The sequence below is a fragment of the Actinoplanes sp. NPDC051346 genome (assembly GCF_040682215.1).
In the GTDB taxonomy this organism is placed as follows: Bacteria; Actinomycetota; Actinomycetes; order Mycobacteriales; family Micromonosporaceae; genus Actinoplanes.
This window is the reverse complement of the sequence record NZ_JBFBAJ010000008.1, coordinates 43,501-64,461: the sequence shown is the minus strand read 5'-3', so window position 1 is coordinate 64,461 and position 20,961 is coordinate 43,501. Positions and strand designations below refer to the sequence as shown.

Below are 20,961 nucleotides of genomic sequence, written 5' to 3'. Positions count from 1 at the left end.
TCGGCTGCGGGCGCCGGGGCGGGCGTGATCGGCTGGTGCGATGACGGTGTGGGCCGGGGTGGGCCGGATCGTGCTCTGCGGACTGTGGTTCCTGACGGTGGGGACGTCCTTCCTGGTCATGGACCTCTACATGTAAGACTTTCCGGTCATGGACACCACCGTGATCACCGTCCGGACCGGCGGCAGCCCGGTCGTGCGTGACATCACGCGGGAGGCCGAGCGATTCGTCCACGGGCGGGGTGACGGCCTGCTGCACGTGTTCGTCCCGCACGCCACCGCCGGGTTGGCGATCATCGAGACCGGCGCGGGCTCCGACGACGACCTGCTCACGGCGATCGACGACCTGCTGCCCGCCGAGGACAAATGGCGGCACAGGCACGGGTCGCGCGGGCACGGTCGCGACCACGTTCTGCCCGCCTGGATTCCGCCGTACGCGACGCTGCCGGTGTTCGACGGCCGCATCGCCCTGGGCACCTGGCAGTCGATCTGCCTCGTCGATCCGAACGGCGACAACCCCGAGCGCCAGGTGCGGTTCAGCTTTCTGCCCGGATGAACCGAAGTTACTGGTCAGTACCTGTGTCGAGCGTCGCGTAGCCGGACGGTAGGCGTGACGCCGGCCGGCGCAAGGGGGCAGGATGGAAGCATTCACGTGCGGTTCACACAATGGGCGCACGGTCCGACACCCGACCAAGAGGAATGCCTGTGGCCACGGAACGCAAGCGCCCGGTGATCAGCGACGGCCTGCCGAGCCAGCTTCCGGACATCGACCCCGAGGAAACCGGTGAGTGGGTCGAGTCGCTCGACGGAGTCATCGACGCCGCGGGCACCAAACGCGCCCGCTACGTGATGTTGCGCCTGCTCGAGCGGGCCCGGGAGCGACAGGTCGGCGTGCCGCCCCTGACCTCCACCGACTTCATCAACACGATCCCGCCGGAGCGGGAGCCGTGGTTCCCCGGCGACGAGTTCGTGGAGCGGCGCATCCGGGCGTACATCCGGTGGAACGCGGCGATGCTGGTGCACCGGGCGCAGCGCCCGGAGATCGGCGTCGGCGGGCACATCTCGACCTACGCGTCGAGCGCCAGCCTCTACGAGGTCGGCATGAACCACTTCTTCCGCGGCAAGGACCACCCCGGCGGTGGCGACCACATCTTCTTCCAGGGGCACGCCTCCCCGGGCATGTACGCCCGCGCGTACCTCGAGGGCCGGTTGACCACCCACGACCTCGACGGTTTCCGGCAGGAGCTGTCGCACCCCGGCGGCGGTCTCCCGTCCTATCCGCACCCGCGGCTGATGCCGGACTTCTGGGAGTTCCCGACCGTCAGCATGGGCCTCGGCCCGCTGAACGCGATCTACCAGGCCCGGTTCAACCGCTACCTGCACAACCGCGGGATCAAGGACACCAGCCAGCAGCACGTCTGGGCCTACCTCGGCGACGGCGAGATGGACGAGGTCGAGTCGCTCGGCGCGATCGGCCTCGCGGCCCGCGAGGAGCTCGACAACCTGACCTTCGTCGTCAACTGCAACCTGCAGCGCCTCGACGGCCCGGTGCGCGGCAACGGCAAGGTCATCCAGGAGCTCGAGGCGTTCTTCCGCGGCGCCGGCTGGAACGTCATCAAGGTCGTCTGGGGCCGCGAGTGGGACCCGCTGCTCGCCGCCGACACCGACGGCGCACTGGTCAACCTCATGAACGTGACCCCGGACGGCGACTACCAGACCTACAAGGGCGAGTCCGGCGCGTACGTCCGGGAGAACTTCTTCGGCCGCGACCCGCGCACCCGCAAGATGGTCGAGCACATGAGCGACGACGAGGTGTGGAACCTCAAGCGGGGCGGCCACGACTACCGCAAGCTGTACGCGGCGTACAAGGCGGCCACCGAGCACACCGGCCAGCCGACGGTCATCCTGGCGCACACCATCAAGGGCTGGACCCTGGGCTCGCACTTCGAGGCCCGCAACGCCACGCACCAGATGAAGAAGCTGACCCTGGAAGACCTCAAGGGCTTCCGGGACCGCCTCTACCTCGAGATCTCCGACAAGCAGCTCGAGGAGAACCCCTACCTCCCGCCGTACTACCACCCCGGTGAGAAGTCGGACGAGATCGAATACCTGCGCGAGCGGCGCCGGGAGCTGGGCGGTTCCATCCCCACCCGGCGCACCAACACGACCCCGCTGGCCATTCCGGAGTCGGCGCGGTTCGGCGACGTCAAGCGCGGCTCGGGCAAGCAGAAGGTCGCCACCACGATGGCGTTCGTCCGCCTGCTCAAGGACATCATGAAGGACAAGGAGTTCGGCGCCCGCTGGGTGCCGATCATCCCGGACGAGGCGCGTACGTTCGGAATGGACTCGCTCTTCCCGACCAAGAAGATCTACTCGCCGCACGGGCAGACCTACACCTCGGTCGACCGGGAGCTGTTCCTGTCCTACAAGGAGTCGACCAGCGGGCAGATCCTGCACGAGGGCATCAACGAGGCCGGGTCCACGGCCAGCTTCATCGCCGCGGGCACGTCGTACGCGACCCACGGCGTGCCGATGATCCCGCTGTACATCTTCTACTCGATGTTCGGCTTCCAGCGCACCGCGGACGAGCTGTGGGCGGCGGCGGACCAGATGACCCGCGGCTTCCTGCTCGGCGCGACCGCCGGGCGGACCACGCTCAACGGCGAGGGCCTGCAGCACGAGGACGGTCACTCGCTGCTGATCGCGGCGACGAACCCGGCGGTGATCGCGTACGACCCGGCGTTCGCGTACGAGATCTCGCACATCGTCGAGAACGGCCTGCACCGCATGTACGGCGAGAAGCAGGAGAACGTCTTCTACTACCTGACCATCTACAACGAGCCGATCATTCAGCCGGCCGAGCCCGCCGGGGTCGACGTGGAGGGTCTGCTCAAGGGCATCTACCGCTATGCGGCGGCGCCGGAGACCACTGGTCCCCGGGCGCAGTTGCTCGCTTCCGGCACCGGCATGCAGTGGGCGCTCAAGGCCCAGCAGCTGCTCGCCCAGGACTGGGGTGTCGGCGCGGACGTGTGGTCGGTGACCTCGTGGACGGAGCTGCGGCGCGACGCGGTCGAGGTCGAGGAGCACAACCTGCTCCACCCGGGCGACCAGCCGCGCAAGCCGTACATCCAGACCAAGCTGGAGGGTACGGAGGGCCCGGTGGTCGCGGTCAGCGACTGGATGCGGGCGGTGCCGGACCTGATCAGCCGCTGGGTGCCGAACGACTACACGTCGCTGGGCACCGACGGCTTCGGCATGAGCGACACCCGGCACGCGCTGCGCCGCCACTTCCACGTGGACGCGGAGTCGGTGACGGTGGCGACGCTGCGCCAGCTCGCGCTGCGCGGCAAGGTGCCGACGCACGTGCCCGCCGAGGCCGCCAAGAAGTACGCGATCGACGACGTGAACGCCGCCCCGGTGGGCGAGACCGGCGGCGACAGCTAGTCGTCAGCAAAGAGGGGATGTGCCACGTGGCACATCCCCTCTTTTCATGCCGGGACGTAGGTGACGACCTCGACGCCGGTCTTGGTGGTCCACGAGCCGGTGTGCCGCAGCGCCACCTTGGTGCCCTCGTGCCAGAGCGTGCGGCCCTCGCCCACCACCACCGGATAGATCATGAGCCGGTACTCGTCGACGAGGTTGTGCCGGGTCAGGTAGTTGAGCAGGTCGGCGCTGCCGTTGAGCAGCAGGTTGCCGGGCTCGGTCTTCAGCTTGGCCACCGCGTCGGCGACCTCGCCGTGCAGAAACGTCGCGTTCCACTCCGGCTCGGTGAGGGTCGTGGTGGCGACGTGCTTGGGCATCGAGTTCATCCGCTTGCCGAAGTCGCCCGTGCTGGCCTCCATCTGCGGCCACGCGGCCTTGAAACCCTCGTAGGTCTTGCGGCCGAGCAGCAGCGCGTCGGCCTCGCTGAGGTTGGCGTCCTGCCAGTTGCCCAGCTCCTCGTTGAAGTAGGGACCGCTCCAGGCCGGCTCCTCGAAGACGCCGTCGAGGGTCACGTACGAGACAGCCACCAGCTTGCCCATGTCCTGAAGAGTAGTCCTTCCGGAGGGGACCGCCGCCCTCTAGAGTCCGAGGGAATTTCGTGTTTCGCCTGGGAGGACCATGAGCGTCACGCAGGGCACGGCGGCCGCGCTGGCCGAGCCGGTCGCACCCGTCCGGCACTCCTGGATCGGCCTGCTCTTCGCCGCCAACCTGGGCCTCTGGATGGTCTTCTTCACGCCCGTCCAGGTCCTGCTGCCCGAGCAGATCTCCGAGCTGGGCGTGAGCGGCAAGGAGGCCACCCTCGGCTGGGTCACCGGCGTCGGCGCCCTCGTCGCCATCATCGTCAACCCCGCGGCCGGGTCGCTGTCGGACCGCTCGCGCCCGCGCGTCGGAGGCCGGGCGTACGGGCGCCGCCACGTCTGGACCCTCGGCGGCGCCGCACTCGCCGCCATGTCCCTGCTCTTCCTCGGCGCGCAGCACTCCGTGGCCGGGGTGGTGCTGGGCTGGGCGGGCACCATGGCCGGCCTGAACGTCATGCTGGCCACGCTGAGCGCGGCGGTCCCCGACCGGGTGCCGGTGAGCCAGCGCGGCAGCGTGTCCGGCTGGATCGGCATGCCGCAGGCGCTCGGCCTGGTGCTCGGCGCCGTGCTGGTCACGGCCGTCGTCACCGGCACGCTGAGCGGATATGTGGCGATGGCCGTGGGGCTGGTCGTGCTGGCCGTACCGTTCGCGCTGCTCACGCCCGACGACCCGCTGCCCGCCGCGTCCGGCGCCCGACCGCCGGGCGAACCGTTGTGGCGGACGCTGCGCGAGCACCCGGACTTCGTCTGGGCCTGGGGAACGCGGTTCCTGGTCCAACTGGGCAACGCCCTCGGCACCCTCTACCTGCTGTATTTCCTCACCGACGAGGTGCGGCTCGCCGACCCGGACACCGGCCTGCTGATCATGATCCTGCTCTACACGCTGGGCATGGTCGCCACGGCGGTCATCGGCGGCCGGCTGTCCGACGCCTCCGGACGTCGCAAGATCTTCGTGGTCTGGTCCGGGGTCGTCATCGCGGTCGCCGCGCTGCTGCTGGCGATCTGGCCGACCTGGCCCGTCGCGCTGGTGGGATCGGTCCTGCTCGGCGCCGGCTACGGCGTCTATCTGGCCGTGGACACCGCGCTCATCACGCAGGTGCTGCCCACCGCCGTGGACCGGGCCAAGGACCTGGGAGTGATCAATATCGCGACCGCGGCGCCGCAGGTGCTCGGGCCCGCGCTGGCGGCGCCGATCGTCACCCACCTCGGCGGCTATCCGACCCTGTACGCGGCCACCGCCGCCGTCACTCTGCTCGGCGCCGTGCTGGTGACGCGGATCCGCTCCGTGCCCTGACGGATAAGCGGGTGACGGGCGCCGTACGCTTGTCCCGTGACTGTACGAGTACGCTTCGCCCCCTCTCCAACCGGAATGTTCCACGTCGGCGGCGCCCGCTCGGCGCTGCAGAACTGGATCTTCGCCCAGCAGAGCGGCGGCGCCTTCGTCCTGCGGATCGAGGACACCGACGCGGCCCGCAACCGTCCCGAGTGGACCGAGGGCATCATCCAGGCGCTCGACTGGATCGGCATCGAACGCGGCACCTACGAGGGCCCGCACTTCCAGTCGTCGTACGCGGCCGAGCACACCGCCGCCGCCACCCGGCTCTACGGCGAGGGCCGCGCTTACTACTGCGACTGCAGCCGCGACGACGTCGTGCAGCGCTCCGGCAACACCCACACCGGCTACGACGGTTTCTGCCGGGACCGCGCGCTCGGCCCGGGCGAGGGCCGGGCCCTGCGCTTCCGTACGCCCGACGAGGGCGCGACCGTCGTCGTCGACCTGGTCCGCGGCGAGCCGACCTTCGAGAACAAGCTCCTCGAGGACTTCGTGATCGCCCGCAGCGACGGCTCCGCGGTCTTCCTCCTCGCCAACGTCGTCGACGACATGACCATGGGCATCACCCACGTCATCCGCGCCGAGGAGCACCTGCCCAACACCCCCAAGCAGCAGCTGCTCTGGGAGGCGCTGGGCGTGAAGCCGCCGGTCTGGGCGCACGTGCCGGTCATCGTCAACGAGAAGCGGCAGAAGCTGTCCAAGCGCCGCGACAAGGTCGCCCTCGAGTCGTACCGGGACGAGGGCTACCTCGCCGCCGCCATGCGCAACTATCTGTTGCTGCTCGGTTGGGCGCCCAGCGGCGACCGGGAGATCGTGCCCTGGGAGACGGTCCTGAGCGAGTTCCGGCTCTCCGACGTCAACCACTCCCCCGCCTTCTTCGACGTCAAGAAGCTGCGGGCGTTCAACGGCGAGTACATCCGCGCCCTGTCCGCGGAGGAGTTCGCGGCGGTCTGCGCGCCGTGGCTGTCCGGCACCGCGACGATCCCGGCACCGCCGTGGAGCCCGGCCGCGTTCGACACCCAGGTGTTCGCGGCCGTCGCGCCGCTGGCACAGACCCGCATCGCGGTGCTCAGCGAGATCGTCGACTATGTCGACTTCCTCTTCCTCGACGAGCCGGCCACCGACGAGCAGTCCTGGAACAAGGCGATGAAGGAGGGTGCCGGCGACATCCTCGACGCCGCGGCGGCCGCCTTCGGCGCCCTGGACGAGTGGACGGCCGAGCCGCTGAAGGCCGCGCTCGAGCGGGTCGGCGAGGAGCGCGGGCTCAAGCTCGGCAAGACCCAGGCTCCGGTACGGGTCGCGACGACCGGCCGCACGATCGGACTGCCGCTCTTCGAGTCGCTCGAGATCCTGGGCCGCGAGCGGAGCCTCGCCCGCCTCGCGGCCGCCCGCGCGAAGCTGGGCTGACCGCCTCCACCACCGCTTCAAGATGCGCGCGCCGGGGTTCCCGGCGCGCGCATTACCTTATGGCCCCCGGTTCCGCCATTGCTGAAAGTCGTACCGGTATGACTGTCAGCAGCACGGGTGACGTGGTGATCCACGACTTGCCACCGGTCGGTACTATTCGCGCGCTGATCAGCACTCGTTACACCTCCCACACCGATTCCGGATAGCTCCAAAGGCCACGGCCGAGGGATGCGCCCGGACGGCACTGCGGGGAGGCTGTGAGAACGTGCGCAGCGCCAGCAGTGTCCATCACGTAGGCGGGGGAGGCCGGACGGTGGCTCGAGGAATGTTCGGAAGGTTGGTCGCGGCGGCCGGAGCACTGGCCGCGGCCGCGGTGCTCGGTGCCGGAATGGCAACGGCGGCACACGCCGCGCCACCGCCGCCGGTGCGAGAGGAGTCTCCGGCCGCGGCGCCGAAGGCACCGGCGAAACCGACCGCCGTCCAGATCGCCGGTGAAAGCACCGCCGACATCACCATCCAGCAGGCGGAACACCCCGAACTGTTCCGGCGCCTGCTCGGTGAGGTCAACTGGCTCTCCGGCGCCGAGCCGACCACGACCAAGCCCAAGGCGGACAAGCTCGGTCCGAAATACACCGTCACCGTCCTGGTCAAGGACAGGGCCACCCAGTCCTACGACCTCTACCCGCTCGCCTCCGGCGGCCCGCGGGCGTACCGGCCGGCGAAGCAGCCGACCGGCGGCAAGAGCGCCGGCTGGTTCTACGGCCGGCTCACCATGTCCGAGTCGCTGCGCCTGAGCGGCCTCCCGCTCAAGGAAAAGCCGGATGTGGTCACCGGCGGCATCGGCGGCGGCATCGGCGAGAAGGTCGACTCGGGAGAACTCGACCCGCTCGCCGTTGGAAGCAGCGTGTTCGGCGAGATGCGGCGCCTGTTCATGATCAACATCGCCGTGCTGCTGGTCGTCCTGGCCGGACTGGGCGGCGTCGCCTTCCTGATCCGCCGCCGGGTCTAGCCGCCTCCGCCGCTCGGCCGGGGCTGGGGTCGCTCAGGTGGACGGGCGGATCGGGATCTTGAAGATCGGGCAGGCCGGAGCGGGTGCGTTGCAGCGCTCCCCCAGGCCGAACGCGTCCGGCAGGCGCGGGTCGGTGGCCGCGTCCGCCAACTCGCGGGTGGTCAGGGGCGGCTCGCCGCGTTCACCGTCGCCGGTGCCACGCTCGCCCGTCGCCTGGACCGCCACCGTGCGGCCGTCCACCACCCGCCGGGCGATCACCTGGCGCACCTGCCAGTCCTGGTCGGCGGTGTCGGCGTAACGGGCATACTCGATGCCCGCCCGGGTCCGTTCCGGGCGGGCGCAGGCGGTCTCGTCGGCGAGCACCGGCAGGCAGATCCCGGCCCGGGCGTCGAAGACGGCCACCTCGATCATGCCGTGCGGCCTGCCGTCCGCGTCCATCACCGCGTACTGCCGCCAGCCCGAACCCGACGCCGGCGGGCGCGGAACGATCCGGTGCTCCTTCGCGTCGACGGGCGGCGCCAGCACGTTCAGCACCGGGTCGAGCTCCGCCGACGGGCGGGGCTGGGCGACCGGGACCGCGGCGGCGGAGCGGGGCTTCGGGCCGGGCAGGAAGACGGTGGTGAGCGCGTACCCGAGCAGCACCACCAGCACAACGGCGACCAGGCCGGCCAGGACCACCGAGCTGGCGCGGCGGCGGCGCAGCCGGTCCGCGCGCCGGAAGACGTCCTCGACCGCGTCGCCGATGGGCGGCTCACCCGCGCACGCCCGCTCGAGCACGGCGGTCATCGCGGCGCTCATCACGCCACCGCCGGCTGGGTCGCCCGGAGCAGGGCGCCGAAGGCCGCCAGGCCCTCCGCCTCGTACTCCGTGACCTTGTTGCCGTCGATGCCGAGCACGTCCGCGGTCTCCCCGACGGCGAGATGGCAGAAGTGGTGCAGCACCAGCACCGCCCGGCACTTCGGGGAGAGCCGACGCAGCGCGTCGAGCACCAACACGGTGTAGACGTCGCTCAGCGCGGCGTCCGCGTCGGCGGCTCCCTGGGCGGCGGCCTCCGGTGGGGCGACGAAGACGTGCTCGCGGCGCCCGTGGGACGGCTTGAACGCGGCCATCAGGTCGCCGTAGGCCCAGAGGTCCAGGTCAGCGATGTCGGGATCGGTCAACGCCCGGGCGAGGGTGGCGCGGGCGAGGTCGCCGGCCCGCTCCCAGTCGCCGCACATCAGGAACGCGGCGCGGCGCAGGTGGACGTATCGCTGTGCCACGTAGTCGTCGGTCATCGCGCCTCCGTACCTTTTGCACCTTTATAGGGCACGAGGAAGGGGGTGCGGCGCGGAACGGCGGTCACGCGACCCGGACGGTGACCTCCACGAGGCGGATCAGGTCGTCGAGGTCGGCGTCGAATTCGGCGTCGGCCGTCGGACCGGGCTCAAACCCGGCAGGGCTGAACGGGCGGCCGCCGCCCCGCACGTCGGCCGACTCGGTCTCGACCGACCCCGGCTCGACCGACTCGACCGAATCCACCAGCTCAACCGCCGACGCCGGCTCGGCCGGGGACGGCTCAGCCGGGGACGGCTGGTCGGCTGGGGACGGCTGTGGCGAAGCGGATGGCTCGGCTGGGGACGGCTGTGGCGAAGCGGATGGCTCGGCCGGGGACGGGTCGGGGTCGGTCTGGGCCGGGCGGCCGGGTCCGCCCGACGGAAGGCCCCCGGTCACCTCGCCGGTCGTGTAGCCGAGCAGGAAGGCGCAGATCATCCGGGTCAGCCGCGGCACCTCGCCGGCGGGCACCCCGGCGTCGTGCAGCGTGCCGCGCAGGGCCGCCGTCAGCCAGGATCCCGCGGGCGACGGGCGGTTGAGCAGCAGCGGGTAGGCCGCCGGATGCCGCCGGGACACCCCGCGGACCGCCCGGCCCAGGGCCCGCAGGCGCTGCCGCCAGTCGATGTCGGCCGGGTCGTCGCCGTATGCCGAGCCGAGTTCCAGGTGCAGCAGGTCGACCAGGCCGTCGAGGAGCGCGTCCTTGCCACCCACATAGGGGTAGAGCGCCATCGAGGTGAGCCCGACGCGTTCGGCCACGGCTCGCATGGACATGGCGGCCAGCCCGCGCTCGTCGACGAGCGCCAGGGCCTGGTCGAGAATCAGCCGTCTCTTGTCGTCCACCCGCACACCGTGTCGGCAGCCGACCGGACGGGACGCCGGACGCGCCGGAGCACGGCCGTCAGTCACTCCCCAGGGTGAGGACTCAGCACCAGCGGCCGGGTGGGCGGCCTCGGCCCGCCGCGCGCCGCCGGGGTCGCACGGCGCCGTGCAGGTGGGCTCCCGCCCAGCCGCGCAGCTCCGATCGGCAGCCCACGCGGTGCGGGACGTCGTCCGTCGGCTCCTCGGCCGGCACCGCGGCGAGCACGGCGGTGTCGGGCGCGGAGGACTGCCTGTCCTCGCCGTCATGCTCCGTGTCGGGGCGTACGCCCTCGTGGTCCGTCACTTCCGCCTCCTTCCGCCGGTCGCCGGTCTGATCGGCACCGCGGGGCCCGGGTTGACCCTCCGCGGGGCACCGGTCCGCGCAACGCTAGGACGACACCATGCCAGGTCACCGACCGAGAGCGGGGGGAAGGCGCACCGCTATTAAGGACAAAATGCTCAAAAGGTTGCGCAATGTGGTCCGCGACACTCCCGCTCCGTCGGGCCCCTGACATGCTGGGCGGGTGGCAGAGCGCGACAGATCCGGGGGTACGGCGAAGCGCCCGCCCCTGGCCGCCACCCTGCGCCGGGTCGAACGCAGCGCCGGCGACCTGGCGTCGGCGAGCGTGGCCCGGATGGACGAGACCCTGCCGTGGTTCCGGGAGCTCCCGGCCGACCAGCGCTCCTCGATCATGCTCGTCGCCCAGGCGGGCGTGCGTTCCCTGGTCGAGTGGCTGCGCTCGGGCGGCACGGCGGCCGGCACCCAGGAGATCTCCGACGAGGTCTTCGCCGCCGCGCCGCGCGCGCTGGCCCGCTCGATCACGCTGACCCAGACCGTCCAGCTCGTCAAGGTCACCATCGACGTCGCCGAGTCCCAGGTCGCGCACCTGGCCGCCGCCGGCGAGGAGGGCGCCCTCACCGAGGCCATCCTCAAGTTCTCCCGCGAGATCGCCTTCTCCGCCGCCCGGGTGTACGCCCGGGCCGCCGAGTCGCGCGGCGCCTGGGATGCCCGGCTGCAGGCCCTGCTCGTCGACGCGCTGCTGCGAGGCGACTCCTCCGACGTGCTCGCCAGCCGGGCGGCGGCGCTGGGCTGGGCCGACGCCCCTCCGGTCGCCGTCGTGGTCGGGCGCTCCCCGGGCGGCGACCACACCGCCGTGCTGCACACCGTCTACCGGGCCGCCCGGCGAGCCCGGGTCGAGGTCATCGGCGGCGTGCACGGCGACCGGCTGGTGGTGGTGATGGGCGGCGCCGCGGATCCGCTCGCCATCGCGGGGCAGCTCGCCCCCGCTTTCGGGGAGGGGCCGGTCGTCGTCGGGCCCGCCGTACCGTCGCTGGACCATGCCACCGAATCGGCCCGCGCGGCCCTCGCGGGTTTCCGGGCCGCGCCCGCGTGGCCCGGGGCGCCCACCCCGGTGGCCGCGGACGCCCTGCTGCCCGAGCGGGCCCTGGCCGGCGACGCCGAGGCGCGGCGGGCGCTGCGGCACGACGCGTACGGCGCCCTCGCGCGCGCCGGCGGGGGCCTGCTCGAAACCCTCGACGCGTTCTTCGCCGCGGGCGGCGTCCTGGAGAGCGCCGCCCGAGAGTTGTACGTGCATCCGAACACTGTCCGATACCGCCTCAAGCGGGTGGCCGAAGTGACCGGTTTGTCCCCGCTGGACGGTCGGGACGCGTTCGCGCTGCGGATGGCGCTGACCATCGGCCGGCTCGACCCTGCGAGCTAAATCACCCCAACGATCGAACGATCGTTCCGTGATGCCAGACGGCGGAAAACCCCACGCATCGGGGCAAAGCCGGGGGCGCTTTGTAGGAAACCCACAACGCGGATCGTAGGGTTTGGTCTCCCGCGGCAACCGCGGATCGCACTCGCATCCGGAAGAGTCGAGGACGTGCTCGCCGTACTCTCGCCCGGCCAGGGCTCCCAGAAGCCCGGCTTCCTCTCTCCGTGGCTCGAACTCTCCGGTGCCGAGGCCCGCCTCAAGTGGTGGTCCGCCCTCGCCGGCGTCGACCTGATCCACCTCGGCACCCAGGCCGACGCCGACGAGATCAAGGACACCGCACGCACCCAGCCGCTGCTCGTCGCCGCCGCCCTGCTCGCCGCCGAACAACTCCCGATGTACGACGTCGGCCTGGTCGCCGGCCACAGCGTCGGCGAGATCGGCGCCGCCGCGCTCGCCGGGGTGCTGCCCGCCGAGGCGGCGATCACCCTCGCCGGTGTCCGCGGCCGCGAGATGGCCGCCGCCTGCGCGCTCGAGCCGACCGGCATGAGCGCGGTTCTCGGCGGCGACGCGGAGACCGTGGTCGCCGCGATCGAGCAGCACGGCCTCTACCCGGCCAACCGCAACGGCGCCGGCCAGATCGTCGCCGCCGGGGCCCTCGACGCGCTCGGCAAGTTCGCCGCCGAGCCGCCCGAAGGTGCCCGGGTCCGGGCGCTGGCCGTCGCGGGCGCGTTCCACACGCCGTTCATGGCCCCCGCCGAGCAGGCGCTGGCCGCCGTCGCGGGCGGTATCACCGCGGCCGACCCGGCCCGCATCCTGCTGTCGAATCTGGACGGCTCCGCGGTCGTCCACGGCCGCGAGATGGTGCAGCGCCTCGTCCGGCAGGTCACCGCGCCGGTTCGCTGGGATCTGGTCATGCGCACCCTGCGTGACCTCGGAGTGACCGGCATCATCGAGCTGCCGCCGGCCGGCACCCTGGCCGGCCTGGTCAAGCGGGAGCTCAAGGGCGAGCAGGCGCCGGAGATCGTCACCCTCAACACGCCGGACGACCTGGCCGCCGCCCGCGACCTCATCGCCCGCCACGGCATGGTGCCCAGCCTCGAGCCGACGCCGGTGTTCCGCGTGGTCGTGGCCAGCAGCGCCGGCACGTTCGCGCCGGCCGAGGGCCTCGACGAGGGCGCCACCGTCCGCAGCGGTCAGGTCATCGGCAGCGTGGTGACCCGGCAGGGACCGGTCGAGATCACCGCACACGCCGCCGGCGTTCTCACCGAGTGGCTCGCCCACCACGACGACCCGGTGGCCCCCGGCCAGCCCGTTGCCCGCATCGGCGGGCAGCAGGTGTGACCCCGCCAATCGCGACCGAAGGAGCAGCACCATGACAGCGGGTTCCCGCATCGTCGCGATGGGCCACTACCAGCCCTCGCGAGTCGTCACCAACGACGACCTCGCCGCGGTCGTCGACACCAACGACGCGTGGATCCGCGACCGGGTCGGCATCGCCGAGCGCCGGATCGCGGACTCGGAGTCGGTCGCCGACATGGCCACCTTCGCCGCGGAGAAGGCACTCGCGAGCTCGGGGCTGACCGCCGCCGACATCGACATGGTCATCGTCGCCACCTGCTCCTCGGTCGACCGCTGCCCCAACGTCGCGACCCGGGTCGCCGCCCGGCTCGGGGTCGCCGCGCCCGCCGCGTTCGACCTCAACACGGCATGCTCGGGGTTCTCCTACGGACTCGCCACCGCCGACCACGCGATGCGTGCCGGCGCCGCCCGCAACGCCATCGTGATCGGCGCCGAGAAGCTGTCCGACCTGGTCGACTGGACCGACCGCAGCACCGCCGTGCTCTTCGGTGACGGCGCCGGCGCCGCCGTGGTCACCGCGGTCGCCGACGGCGAGGAAGTCGGCGTCGGCCCGGTGCTCTGGGGTTCCGCACCGGAAAAGGGCGACGTGCTGCGCATCGAGGGCTGGCGGCCCTACATCCAGCAGGAGGGCCAGAGCGTCTTCCGCTGGGCCACCACCGCGCTCGCCCCGTTCGCCCTGCAGGCCTGCGAGCGGGCCGGGGTCAAGCCGGAGGAACTCGCCGCGTTCGTGCCGCACCAGGCCAATACCCGCATCATCGACGGCATCGTTAAGCGATTGGGCCTGAGCCCGGACGTGGTCGTCGCCAAGGACCTCGTCGAATCCGGCAACACCTCCGCGGCGAGCATGCCGCTGGCCCTGTCCAAGCTGATCGAGCGTCGCGAGGTGCCCTCGGGCGCCCCGGTGCTGCTCTTCGGCTTCGGCGGCGGCCTCACGTACGCCGGGCAGGTCATCCGCTGCCCCTGAGCAGCGGACCGACAACCCGTCGAGTTTTCACCCACCATCGAGAGGAACCACCGAACAATGGCTACCCGCGCTGAGATCACCTCCGGCCTCGCCGAGATCCTGGAGGAGGTCGCCGGGGTGAACCCGGACGACGTCGCCGAGGGAAAGTCCTTCACCGACGACCTGGACGTCGACTCGCTCTCCATGGTTGAGGTCGTCGTGGCCGCCGAGGAGAAGTTCGGCGTCAAGATCCCCGACAACGAGGTGCAGAACCTCAAGACCGTCGGCGACGCCGTGTCCTTCATCGAGGCGAACCACTGACATGAGTTCCACAGACGTCGTCGTCACCGGGCTCGGCGCGACGACCCCGCTCGGCGGGGACGTCGCGTCCACCTGGGACGCCATGCTCGCCGGCCGCTCCGGGGTGGGTCCGCTCACCCAGGAGTGGGCCGGGCAGCTGCCCGTCCGCATCGCCGCCTCGCTCGCCGTCGACCCCTCCGAGGTGCTGGAGCGGGTACGCCTGCGCAAACTCGACCGGTCCGAGGCGATCGCCCTGATCGCCGCGCACCAGGCCTGGGCCGACGCCGGCCTGGCCGACTCCGGGCTCGACCCCGAGCGCCTCGCCGTCAGCTTCGGCAGCGGCATCGGCGGTGCGATCACCCTGCTCAACCAGGACGACATCCTGGAGGCCTCCGGGCCCCGCCGGGTCAGCCCGCACACCGTGCCGATGCTCATGCCCAACGGCCCCGCGGCCTGGGTCGGCATCGACCTCGGCGCGCAGGCCGGCGTGCACTCGATGGCCAGCGCCTGCGCCACCGGCGCCGAAGCGCTGTCGCTGGGCCTCGACCTCATCCGCTCGGGTCGCGCCGACGTGGTCGTCGCCGGCGGCACCGAGGCGGTCATCCACCCGCTGCCGATCGCCGGTTTCGCCTCCATGCGCGCCATGTCGACGCGCAACGACGATCCGGAACGCGCGTCACGCCCCTGGGACAAGGGCCGCGACGGCTTCGTCCTGGGCGAGGGCGGCGGTGCGCTCGTGCTCGAGCGCGCCGACCACGCCGCCGCCCGCGGCGCCACCGTCTACGCCCGCCTCGCCGGTGCCGGCATCACCTCGGACGGATTCGACATCGTCCAGCCGGACCCGGAGTGCCGCGGTGGCATCCGCGCGATGACCAAGGCGATCCGCGACGCCGGGCTGACCGGCGCCGACATCGCGCACGTCAACGCCCATGCCACCTCGACCCCGGTCGGCGACATGGGCGAGATCCGAGGCATCCGGGCCGCCCTCGGCGACCACCCGGTGCTCACCTCCACCAAGTCGATGTCCGGTCACCTGCTCGGTGCCGCGGGCGCGCTCGAGTCGATCGCCACCATCCTGGCGATCCGCGACGGCGTCGTGCCGCCCACGATCAACCTGGATGACCCGGACGAGCGGCTCGACCTCGACGTGGCCGCCCACAAGGCGCGTCCGCTCGAGATCAACGCCGCGATGAACAACTCGTTCGGCTTCGGCGGCCACAACGTGGCGCTCGTCTTCACCCGCGCGTGACCCCTCATCCCACCTTGGAGAACGCCGTGACCACGACCTCAACCTCGGCCGACGCGGCCGCCGTCGACCACCGCGACCCGGAGGCACGCCTGCGCGCGCTCTTCGACAGCGGCTCCCTGCGCCTGCTCGCACCCAAGGACGACTCGGGCGTGCTGTACGCCCGCGGCGAGGTCGACGGCACGCCGGCGATCGCCTTCGCCACCGACGCCACCCGCCAGGGCGGCGCGATGGGCATGGAGGGCTGCCAGCACGTCATCGACGCCATCGACACGGCGGTCCGCGAGCGCGTGCCGGTCCTCGGCCTCTGGCACTCCGGCGGCGCCCGCCTCGCCGAGGGTGTGGTCGCCCTCGACGGCGTCGGCCAGGTGTTCGCGGCGATGGTGCGGGCCTCCGGGCGCGTACCGCAGATCTCCGTGGTGCTCGGCCCGGCGGCCGGCGGTGCCGCGTACGGGCCGGCGCTGACCGACATCGTGATCATGAGCAAGGGCGGCCGGATCTTCGTGACCGGCCCCGAGGTCGTCCGCAGCGTCACCGGCGAGCAGGTCGACATGGAACGCCTCGGCGGCCCCGAGCCGCACGGCCGCCGCTCCGGCGTCGTGCACATCACCACCAAGGACGACGCGGCCGCCTTCGACCAGGCGCGCAAGCTCACCGTGCTGCTCGGCCACCAGGGCCGGCTCACCCCCGCGGACGTCGCCGAGGGCGCCGAAGAGGGCCACGACCTGGGTGCCACGATGCCGGCCGAGGCCAACCGGGCGTACGACGTGAAGCCCGTGGTCAAGGCCCTGCTCGACGAGCCCGGCGTGGAGCTGCACGGCAAGTGGGCGCCGAACGTCGTCACGACGCTGGGCCGGTTCGCCGGACGCACCGTCGGCGTCATCGCCAACAACCCGCTGCGCCTCGGCGGCTGCCTCGACGCCTCCAGCGCCGAGAAGGCGGCCCGGTTCGTGCGGATGTGCGACTCGCTCGGCGTGCCGCTGATCGTGCTGGTCGACGTGCCCGGCTACCTGCCCGGCCTGGGCCAGGAGTGGGACGGCGTCGTGCGCCGCGGCGCCAAGCTGCTGCACGCGTTCGCCGAGGCCGTCGTCCCGCGGGTCACGCTGGTGACCCGCAAGGCGTACGGCGGCGCGTACATCGCGATGAACTCCCGCTCGCTCGGCGCGACCGCGGTCTTCGCCTGGCCCAACGCGGAGGTGGCGGTCATGGGCGCGAGCGCGGCCGTCAACATCCTGCACCGCAAGAAGCTGGCCGCGGCACCGCACGAGGAGCGCGACGCGCTGCGCGAGCAGCTGATCCAGGAGCAGATCACCACGGCGGGCGGCGTCAACCGCGCGCTGGAGATCGGCGTTGTCGACGACGTCATCAAGCCGGAGGAGACCCGCCGCCGGCTGGCGGAGGCGCTGGCCGCGGCCCCGGCGGCCCGCGGCGCGCACGGCAACATCCCGCTCTGACGAACTACCGGTCGGAGAAGGGGCGTCCCACCTGGGGCGCCCCTTCTCCGCGTCACGGCCAGAGCCCGCGCCGGACGAGGCGATCCAGACACTCACGGATCTTCCGGGAGTTCTGGCCGATCCTTTCCCGCTCACTCGCCGGCAGGTCGGCGAGCGCGTCCGCGAGCGTCGTGTCGCGACTGACGAATACGAGATTCTCGGAAGCCTCGCGACACACCGAACACCAGGACATGCCGACGCAGCGCTCATAACGGCTGTCCTCCGGCGCATAGAGCCGGTAGGTGTACTGGTAGATCCGCCCGGTGCACGATGACAGGGCACCCTCGGAACGGCGGTGAACCGCGAAGACGCCCTTCCACGCCCACCGCCCCGGCTTGCCGTGCACTTGTCAGGGGCAGGCGCTGCGGGGCAGGCCCGTGACCGCGACCGGAGACCGTCCTGGCGCCTTCGCCTTGCCGGCGATCACCGCCGCCAGGGCGGTCATCGACGCCGGGCCCGACGAGTACGTGGCCACGAGCGCCGGGGATCGCGCCGCGGCCAGCAGGTAGGGCGTATCCATCACCACCGTGACCGCCGCGCCGGCGGCCAGGTCCGTGGTGCGGTCGCCGTACCCGACGAGGTGCACGACCTTGCCACCCGCGGCCTGGACCGGGACGCCCGCCTGGCGCAACGCCTCGACCAGCGCGATCCGCGCGGCCTCCCGGCCGCCGGAGGTGGTGACGGTGACCGGGCCGCTGACCAGCGGCCCGGAGCAGCGGCCCTTGAGGACGGTGACCGCCGCGGCGCTCGCCCGCGCGACCGCCTCGAGATGCGCGGGCGACTCCAGAACGGACAACGCGGGCTGCGGCGGGCCGCTCCGGAACTTGAGCGTCAAGACGCGGGTGACCGCCTCGACCAGGCGCTGACGCTTGAGACTGCCATCCCGCAGCCCGGCCAGGATCCCGTCGCGCGCGGCGGCGATGTCGGGCGGCATCAGCAAGATGTCGTTGCCCGCGTTCAGGGCGAGGACCGCGGCCTTGCCGGGCGGCCACTTCAGCGCCGGCGCCATGTTCATCGCGTCGGTGATCACCACCCCGGTGAACCCGAGCCGGCCACGCAACACATCCGTCATGATCTTGCGCGAGAACGTGGCCGCGACGCCCTTGTCGAGCCCCTCCACGTCCAGATGGCCGGACATGACCACATGCGCCCCCGCGGCGATGCCCGCGTCGAACGGCGGACGATCTTGCTTCTCCCACGCCGCCGAGCTCTGCCGCACGATCGGAAGATCGTCGTGACTGTCGCCCGTGGTGTGACCATGCCCCGGAAAATGCTTGAGAGTGGCGGACACCCCGGCGCCCTGCATGCCCCGCACCGCGGCCCCCACCTGCGCGGCGTTGGCCACCGGATCGGCACCGTAGGACCGGGAGCCGATGACCGAGCTCCCCGCCGGCCCCAGGGTGTCGGCGATCGGGGCGAAATCGAGGTTCACGCCCATCGCGGCAAGCTCCGTGCCGCCGACCCGCCAGGCGGCCTCCGTCAGATCGGGACGCCCGGCCGCACCGAACGCCATCGCGGACGGCAGCTGCGTGGCGCGGGTCCTGATCCGGGTGACAACCCCGAACTCCTGGTCCGTGCCGATCAACAGCGGCACGCCCCCCGGCAGCTTCCGCGCGGCCGCCTGGAGACCGTCAGTGAGCGCCCGCACCTGCTGCGGCGAATCGACATTGGTCGCCGGATTGGTGGCGGCGGTCGGATCGTCGGGCACGAAACCGACGAGAATGAGCCCACCGAGATGGAACTTCGCAACCATCTCCGCCGGAGTGTCAACCCCAGCCAGCCGCTGATTCCCGGCGGCGCCCGCGGCATCCACCCGGTCGGCCTTGTCACCGTACGCATAGGGCATGAGCACTTGGCCCGCGAGCTGGACGTCACTCAGGGTCTTGACGGTCTCACGCGCGCGCACGGCGGGATCGGCCACCGCCGGAACACTCGCCGGCGCCGAGGAGGGCACAAGGCTCGGCGCGGGAGCGGACGCGACGTTGGCGCCGGCTTGCGGCAAGGAAGGCGCGTCACTGCTGCAGGCGGCTAAAACAAGCCCGAGGGGTACGGCCAGAGCCACACGAAGCGCCCTATTCACGCCCGCCATTGGACCAGCTCCGCCCAGCCTCCGACAAACCGACCGCGGTGGCGGCCGTCGCCCACACTACGTCGCGGGTGGCGGGGCTTGTCGGGCGGCAGCACCTCCCCCGGGGTTCGTCGGGCGGCAGCACACCGCGGATCGACATCGTCGCCGCAGAGTGGAACGGCAACACCTCCCAGCGCTCGTCGGGCGGCAGCGCCTCCCTGCAGCGGCTGTCTCGCGGAGAGCGCGGCGGGCTGCACAAGCCACAACGACCACGAGGGAGCGCGGCTAGGACCCCAACCCGCCGGCAGCGCGGCTCAGGCCCCGCCTGGACCGTGCGGGAGGCGACCCGCGCCGTGCGGGATACGACTCCCGGGCCGTGCGGGATACGACTCCGTGCCGGCGGGATACGACCCGCGCCGTGCGGGATACGACCCGGGCCGGCGGGAGCCGCCGGGCAGGGGTCCCGATCAGCCGACGCGGGTGAGGAGGGTGACCGGTGCGCCGTCGCCCGCGTAGCGGTAGGGCTCCAGCTCGGCGTCCCAGGCCGTGCCCAGCGCCTTGTCCAGGGCGTGCGACAGCGCCTCCGGAGCTCGTGCCGAGGCCATGATCGCGCGGAGGCGGTCTTCACCGATCTGGATGTCGCCCGAGGCGCCGGTGGTGCCTCGGAACAGGCCCCGGCCCGGTACGTGCATGAAGCGTTCCCCGTCCATGCCGGGGCTCGGCTCCTCGGTGACCTCGAAACGGATCATGGGCCACTGTCGGAGGGCAGCAGCCAGCTCGGCGCCAGTGCCAGGCCTTCCGGTCCAGCCGCACTCGGACCGCCGCATGCCGGGATCGACCGGCTGCGCAGTCCAGTGCAAGGTGACCGGCGCGGTCAGGACGCGCGCGATCGCCCACTCGACGTGCTGGCACACGGCGAGTGGGGTCGAGTGGACGTATACGACGCCACACGTTGGCACGGTGACCTCCCGGAGACCGAGGTGCGTCTTCCCCTACGACCTCGACCGCGGTTGATCGTGCTCCATGATGCCGGGTGGTACGGATGGTGCGCCAGAGAAACCGCAATATCGACATGTGAATGGCCGTAGTGGCACACCTGACCTAACGGACCAGCCCGCTCCCGCGGTGCGGCCCGGCCATGGTCGTGTAGGATTGCTCCGGCGTTTTATGCCGACACCCGTTCTTTCCCAAGGAGTACACGCCGTGGCGAGCAACACCTCAAAGACCGCCCGCGCATCCGTCCGCGCCGGCCAGGCAGGCCAGGGTGGCGCCCTCAGCGTGCTCGGTGAGTTCAAGTACCTCATCCCGCTGGCCAACGGCCGTTTCGCATACGTGCGCAACCTGACCAACGGCAAGACCGCGCACCTCAAGACCGACTCGGACGCCTTCGTCGAGGAGATCCGCGTCCTCGCCGCGGCGGGCCATGGCGCCAAGATCCGCGCCGAGCTGCAGGGCTACGACCAGACCTTCCCGCAGCACGGCTGGGCCGCCACCGAGAAGCGCCTCGTCGACGCGGGCGTCTTCGAGGGCTGAGCCTCTCCCGGCTTCCAGCCCGAGGCCTGAACTTTCAGGTCGAGGACTGATCGCCAGGTCGAGGCCGAGTCTCTGAGTCAAGGACCGCGTTCCTGGGCCAGGGGCAACACCTCGCCGGCTTAGGCGCTCCCGGGCATCATGCTCCGGGGGCGCCTTTTGGCGTCCAAAACCGAAGCACCGAGGGGCCAAACCGCCGCATACATCGCGGGCGGACTCTCCCGTCCGGGTCACGGGCGGACTCTCCCGTCCGGGTCACGGGCGGACTCTCCCGTCCGGGTCACGGGCGGACTCTCCCGTCCGGGTCACGGGCGGACTCTCCCGTCCG

At 71.8% G+C, this 20,961-nt stretch carries 20 protein-coding genes; 12 read left to right on the top strand and 8 right to left on the bottom strand.

Annotated elements, in window-relative coordinates:
• Positions 1-148: 148 nt before the first annotated feature.
• Together AB0M36_RS20685 and aceE are read left to right on the top strand one after the other, a co-directional pair.
• Complete coding sequence (locus AB0M36_RS20685) at positions 149-553, top strand: YjbQ family protein (protein ID WP_364159810.1); 405 nt, start codon at positions 149-151, stop codon at positions 551-553.
• 149 nt (positions 554-702) lie between these two features.
• A complete protein-coding gene (gene aceE, locus AB0M36_RS20680; RefSeq protein ID WP_364159808.1) occupies positions 703-3,441 on the top strand; it encodes a pyruvate dehydrogenase (acetyl-transferring), homodimeric type in 2,739 nt (912 codons plus the stop codon).
• Between the two features lie 44 nt (positions 3,442-3,485).
• Here aceE and AB0M36_RS20675 read toward each other — a convergent pair whose 3' ends face one another.
• Entirely contained in the window at positions 3,486-4,019 is a 534-nt protein-coding gene (locus AB0M36_RS20675; RefSeq protein WP_364159806.1) for a dihydrofolate reductase family protein, read from the bottom strand.
• Between the two features lie 79 nt (positions 4,020-4,098).
• Here AB0M36_RS20675 and AB0M36_RS20670 point away from each other — a divergent pair, with 79 nt between their 5' ends.
• The 3 genes from AB0M36_RS20670 to AB0M36_RS20660 all read left to right on the top strand — a co-directional run bounded on the left by AB0M36_RS20670 (position 4,099) and on the right by AB0M36_RS20660 (position 7,807).
• Positions 4,099-5,352, top strand: coding sequence for an MFS transporter (locus AB0M36_RS20670; protein ID WP_364159804.1), 1,254 nt, complete (start codon positions 4,099-4,101; stop codon positions 5,350-5,352).
• Between the two features lie 36 nt (positions 5,353-5,388).
• Positions 5,389-6,798, top strand: a complete 1,410-nt coding sequence (gene gltX, locus AB0M36_RS20665) for a glutamate--tRNA ligase (protein WP_364159802.1) — start codon at positions 5,389-5,391, stop codon at positions 6,796-6,798.
• Between the two features lie 325 nt (positions 6,799-7,123).
• On the top strand, positions 7,124-7,807 hold the full coding sequence (locus AB0M36_RS20660) for a hypothetical protein (protein WP_364159800.1): 684 nt from the start codon (positions 7,124-7,126) through the stop codon (positions 7,805-7,807).
• A 33-nt stretch (positions 7,808-7,840) separates the two neighbouring features.
• Here AB0M36_RS20660 and AB0M36_RS20655 read toward each other — a convergent pair whose 3' ends face one another.
• The 4 genes from AB0M36_RS20655 to AB0M36_RS20640 form a co-directional block, all read right to left on the bottom strand.
• Positions 7,841-8,605, bottom strand: coding sequence for a hypothetical protein (locus tag AB0M36_RS20655; protein ID WP_364159798.1), 765 nt, complete (start codon positions 8,603-8,605; stop codon positions 7,841-7,843).
• Positions 8,605-9,081, bottom strand: a complete 477-nt coding sequence (locus AB0M36_RS20650; RefSeq protein ID WP_364159796.1) for a sigma factor-like helix-turn-helix DNA-binding protein — start codon at positions 9,079-9,081, stop codon at positions 8,605-8,607. Before AB0M36_RS20650 ends, AB0M36_RS20655 begins: the two co-directional genes overlap by 1 nt.
• Positions 9,082-9,145: 64 nt before the next feature.
• Positions 9,146-9,958, bottom strand: coding sequence for a TetR family transcriptional regulator (locus AB0M36_RS20645; RefSeq protein ID WP_364159794.1), 813 nt, complete (start codon positions 9,956-9,958; stop codon positions 9,146-9,148).
• 82 nt (positions 9,959-10,040) lie between these two features.
• Positions 10,041-10,280, bottom strand: a complete 240-nt coding sequence (locus tag AB0M36_RS20640) for a hypothetical protein (RefSeq protein WP_364159793.1) — start codon at positions 10,278-10,280, stop codon at positions 10,041-10,043.
• 220 nt (positions 10,281-10,500) lie between these two features.
• Between AB0M36_RS20640 and AB0M36_RS20635 the strand changes: the two genes are divergently transcribed.
• The 6 genes from AB0M36_RS20635 to AB0M36_RS20610 all read left to right on the top strand — a co-directional run bounded on the left by AB0M36_RS20635 (position 10,501) and on the right by AB0M36_RS20610 (position 16,996).
• Complete coding sequence (locus AB0M36_RS20635) at positions 10,501-11,697, top strand: helix-turn-helix domain-containing protein (protein ID WP_364159791.1); 1,197 nt, start codon at positions 10,501-10,503, stop codon at positions 11,695-11,697.
• A gap of 165 nt (positions 11,698-11,862) precedes the next feature.
• Positions 11,863-13,035: an acyltransferase domain-containing protein gene (locus AB0M36_RS20630; protein WP_364159789.1), complete on the top strand. Its 1,173-nt coding sequence runs from the start codon at positions 11,863-11,865 to the stop codon at positions 13,033-13,035.
• A 31-nt stretch (positions 13,036-13,066) separates the two neighbouring features.
• On the top strand, positions 13,067-14,017 hold the full coding sequence (locus AB0M36_RS20625) for a beta-ketoacyl-ACP synthase III (protein ID WP_364159787.1): 951 nt from the start codon (positions 13,067-13,069) through the stop codon (positions 14,015-14,017).
• Between the two features lie 57 nt (positions 14,018-14,074).
• Positions 14,075-14,317 (top strand): acyl carrier protein, encoded by a 243-nt coding sequence (locus tag AB0M36_RS20620; protein ID WP_364159785.1) that lies wholly within the window; start codon positions 14,075-14,077, stop codon positions 14,315-14,317.
• A 1-nt stretch (position 14,318) separates the two neighbouring features.
• On the top strand, positions 14,319-15,545 hold the full coding sequence (gene fabF / locus AB0M36_RS20615) for a beta-ketoacyl-ACP synthase II (protein WP_364159783.1): 1,227 nt from the start codon (positions 14,319-14,321) through the stop codon (positions 15,543-15,545).
• Positions 15,546-15,571: 26 nt separating this feature from the next.
• Positions 15,572-16,996: a carboxyl transferase domain-containing protein gene (locus AB0M36_RS20610; protein WP_364159781.1), complete on the top strand. Its 1,425-nt coding sequence runs from the start codon at positions 15,572-15,574 to the stop codon at positions 16,994-16,996.
• Between the two features lie 52 nt (positions 16,997-17,048).
• On the opposite strand, the gene AB0M36_RS20605 is transcribed toward AB0M36_RS20610, so the two are convergent.
• The 3 genes from AB0M36_RS20605 to AB0M36_RS20595 all read right to left on the bottom strand — a co-directional run bounded on the left by AB0M36_RS20605 (position 17,049) and on the right by AB0M36_RS20595 (position 20,062).
• On the bottom strand, positions 17,049-17,381 hold the full coding sequence (locus AB0M36_RS20605; protein ID WP_364159779.1) for a hypothetical protein: 333 nt from the start codon (positions 17,379-17,381) through the stop codon (positions 17,049-17,051).
• 3 nt (positions 17,382-17,384) lie between these two features.
• Positions 17,385-19,124: a glycoside hydrolase family 3 protein gene (locus tag AB0M36_RS20600; RefSeq protein WP_364159777.1), complete on the bottom strand. Its 1,740-nt coding sequence runs from the start codon at positions 19,122-19,124 to the stop codon at positions 17,385-17,387.
• 446 nt (positions 19,125-19,570) lie between these two features.
• Positions 19,571-20,062 carry a DUF3145 domain-containing protein gene (locus tag AB0M36_RS20595; RefSeq protein ID WP_364159775.1) on the bottom strand — a complete coding sequence of 164 codons (492 nt, stop codon included), beginning with the start codon at positions 20,060-20,062 and terminating at the stop codon, positions 19,571-19,573.
• A gap of 244 nt (positions 20,063-20,306) precedes the next feature.
• Between AB0M36_RS20595 and AB0M36_RS20590 the strand changes: the two genes are divergently transcribed.
• Positions 20,307-20,636, top strand: a complete 330-nt coding sequence (locus AB0M36_RS20590; RefSeq protein WP_364159773.1) for a hypothetical protein — start codon at positions 20,307-20,309, stop codon at positions 20,634-20,636.
• Positions 20,637-20,961 lie beyond the last annotated feature (325 nt).